At 75.8% G+C, this 3399-nt stretch carries 2 protein-coding genes and 1 pseudogene; 1 reads left to right on the forward strand and 2 read right to left on the reverse strand.

The window, feature by feature from the left end:
* Positions 1 to 583, forward strand: a pseudogene (locus tag PYV61_RS22790) (hypothetical protein); the annotation flags it as partial.
* 81 nt (positions 584 to 664) lie between these two features.
* On the opposite strand, the gene PYV61_RS22795 reads toward PYV61_RS22790, so the two are convergent.
* A complete protein-coding gene (locus PYV61_RS22795) occupies positions 665 to 2167 on the reverse strand; it encodes a hypothetical protein (protein ID WP_275836011.1) in 1503 nt (500 codons plus the stop codon).
* Between the two features lie 23 nt (positions 2168 to 2190).
* The coding region (locus PYV61_RS22800; RefSeq protein WP_275836013.1) for a CHAT domain-containing protein at positions 2191 to 3399 on the reverse strand (1209 nt) is incomplete at its 5' end.

Genomic DNA, 3399 nt, shown 5'->3' on the forward strand with positions numbered 1-3399 from the left:
CGCGTCGTGGCTGCGCCGCCGCGCGCCCGACGTCGTCGCGTGCAACCCGCCGTACGTCCCCGAGCCCCCCGACGCCCCCAACGCGCTGGTGGCCGGCGCGGGCCCCGACGGCGCGCGCCACCCGAAGCGCGCGCTCGCCGTCCACGCGCGCGGCAGCCGCCCGCGCGTCGCCCTGTCGTGGTGCTCGCTCGGCGACCCGGTGGGCGTGACGCGCGCCGCCGCCCGCCGCGGCTACGTGCTCGAGTCGCTGTGGGCGGCCGCGCTGGCCGACGGCGAGTACACCGGGAGCGCGCTCCCCTACTACCGCACCCTCGACACCGCGTTCCTCGACGAGTCGCGCGCGACGCGCCTCGCCCTCGCCTCCGACGGCGCCGCGCGCTTCGGCTACCTCCTGCTCGCCGGCAGCTTCACGCGCGGCGACCGCGACGCGGCGCGCCCGGGGATCCGGCTGGTGTCGCGCCTCGTGCGGCGCTTCGCGCGCAGCGGCATCGACGCGTTCGACGGGCTGCCGGTGCACGGGTACGTGTGCGACCGGTGGGACGAGCTGCGGTTGCGGATCGCGGCTCATGGGCAGAGCAATTAGACAGGATTGACAGGAAACCGGGGGAAGGACTTCAGGCTCCAGTCCTTCCCCCGGTTTCCTGTCAATCCTGTCTATTGCAGTTCAGCTCAGCCAGCTGCTCAGCTTCGCCGACGTCTCCGGGTGCGCGAACATGCGCGTGTGCACCACCCGCGCCCCGCGCGACAGCAGCAGCCGCCGCTCCTCGGCGATCGGGAAGAAGCCGCCCACCGCGTTGCCGCCCGTCGTCGGCTCGTACACGCCGAGCTGCGGCACCACGAGGTCGTTGGCCGCGTCGGCGAACGCGCGGTCGGCGATGCCGTTCAGCAGCAGCGCCTTCAGCCCCTCGTCGTCGGGCTGGTAGTCGGCCGCCACCGCGTAGTACTCGACCCCGGGCTCCGGCGCGCCCGCGTTCAGCGTCTTCAGGAACTCGCCGTTCGGGTTCATCGCCGCCAGCCCGTCGAGCGCCTTGAGCGCGCCGTGGCCGATGACCTTCACCGCCGTCAGGATCCCCTCCAGCACGTCGGTCACGCCGGTGCCCGGGAAGAGGTTGAGCGCCGTCGTCATGCGGTCGAGGAAGTGCACCATGTGCTCCGGGTCCGCCAGCTGCGTCCCCGCGTTCGGCACGCCCACGAACACGACGCGCCGCACGCGCACCGCGTCCGTCGGCAGCCCGAAGCGGCTCGGGCGCTCGGCGAGCACGCGCGACACCAGCCCGCCGCGGCTGTGGCACACCACGTCGAGCTCCAGCCCGCCGGGGAGGCGCTGCAGCAGCTCCTCGACGTTGCGCCGCGGGTCGTGCGAGAGCGTGTGGTGGTCGAACGCCAGCACGCGGCCGCCGTAGCGCGCGTGCAGCTCCTGCATCAGCGCCGGCGGCACGTCGCCGAAGCCGCCGTGCGCGGTGCTGAACGTCCCGTGCACGAACAGCAGCGCCGGCCCGCCCGCCAGCCGCGCCGCGTCGCCGGCGTCGATCGTGCGCCCGCCCGGCGCCGCGTAGTCGCCCGGCGCGAAGTCGCGCACGCGGTACGGCCGGTTCTTCCCCTCCCACCGCTCGGCGAAGAACTCCGAGATCGCGCCGACGATCGGGTCGGTCACCGGGTACACGAGCAGCTTGAGCACCTTGCGCCCCACCGCGCCGAGCAGCGAGCGCGTGCCGGGCTGCGCGTCGGCGGCGCGGTCCGCCGGCGAGGCGTCGATGCGGTAGCGCATGCGCCGCCCGTCGGCGCCGCGCGTCGCGCCGGCGTCGCCGCCGACCGGCGTCGGGAAGTGCCAGCGCAGCACGCCGCTCTCGTCGGCCGCGAGCACGACCTGCCCCGTCTCCTCGCCGAAGTCGGGGGTCTCCAGCTCCACCGCCGGCGCCCCCGACGCCGCGCGCACCGTCGTCGCCTCGGCGGCGCGGTCGGTGATCTGGAGGTCGATCGTGCGGGCGATGCGCACGTTGTGCGCGCCCAGCGCCGCCTCCAGCTGGTCGGTCGGCAGCCCCGCGCCGCGCAGCCCGGGGGCGGCGGGGAGCGCCATGTCGGCGCGGCCGCGCAGGCCGGGGGCGCGGAGCGTGTAGCCGGCGCCCAGGACGACGGGCGCGCTGCTGCCGGTGAGCTCGACGGGCATGACGGGACTCCTGGCGCTGGCGGTCAGCGCGTGAGGGTGAGGGCCGGGTGGCCGTACAGCACGTAGGCGAGGTACGTCGGCACCGGCGCCTTGGCGGCCACCGACGCGGCGTAGCGCCCGCGGATCTCGCGCAGCACCTCGCCGAGCGGGCGCGGCGCCGCGCCGCCGTCGCCGAACGCGGCGGCGTAGAAGTCGAGCGCGACCTGGCGCGCCACCGTGTCGCGCACCGCCCACAGCGGCGCCACGAGCCCGCGGAAGCCGCCGCCCAGGCACTGGCCGGGGAACCCCGCGGCGTCGCCGAGCATCTCGCCGCCGGTGCCGACCATGCACGCGTTCAGGAACAGGAACGGCTGGTGGCGCGCGCCGAGCGGCGTCGCCGCGAACAGCATCGGGTGCAGCGCGTGCCCCGTGTCGAGGAACAGCCCGCCCGCCCCGACGCTCTTCGGGTCGACCTCGCCGTGCCCGGCGAAGTGCACGACCTCCGCGCCCCCCTTCTCCAGGTTCTCCTCCAGCGCCGCCTCCAGCAGCTGCGACACCGCCTCCTCCGAGGCGAGCCGCACGACGGCGCCGAAGCGCTTCCCGATCTCGCGCGCCTCCTCCACCGCGTGCGGCAGCGGCGCCAGCCCCGACGCGGCGGGGTAGTGCCCCGCCAGCGCGGCCATGCGCTTCACCGGCACCGTCGTCGCCGGCGGCGTCGGCACCGCCCCGTCGTCGAGGATCCACCGCCCCATGTTCGTCTGCGCGGCGAGGTGGTTCGGGAGCGCCGGGTCGAGCGGCTCGGGGAGCGTCGCCAGCTCCCACGGCACGAGGTTCTCCGCCGCCAGCAGCAGCACCGTCGGCACGCGCCCCTCGACGTCGCGCACGTGCGTCGCGACCGCCGTGAACGCGTCCCAGAACGCGTCGGGGAGCTTCCGCGCCACGTTCCACCCCATCGAGCGCATCGCCCCCTCGGCGAACCTCGAGCGGTCGTGCTGGAGCGCCTGGTCGATCACCAGCTTGGCGAACGTCTGCGGGTCCTTCCCCAGGTCGATGTCGGGGAGGGCGGCCGGCACGTCGACGGGGTGCGGCGTGCGCAGCGCGAGGGTGAAGCGCCCCGACACCGGGTTGCGGTCGGGCTTCGCGATCAGGATCTCGATGTCGGCGCGCGCCGCCGCGGGGTCGGCGCCCGGCGTCGCGCGCAGCGGCCGCGCGGCCGGCGCCTCCGCAAGTCGGAGGCCAAGCGGTCTTAGGAA

This window comes from Roseisolibacter sp. H3M3-2, assembly GCF_029211165.1.
Taxonomy (GTDB): domain Bacteria; phylum Gemmatimonadota; class Gemmatimonadetes; order Gemmatimonadales; family Gemmatimonadaceae; genus Roseisolibacter.

Excerpts from the sequence above, each read along its gene's own strand:
- PYV61_RS22795 (WP_275836011.1), bottom strand. The coding sequence starts at position 2,167 with ATGCCCGTCGAGCTCACCGGCAGCAGCGCGCCCGTCGTCCTGGGCGCC.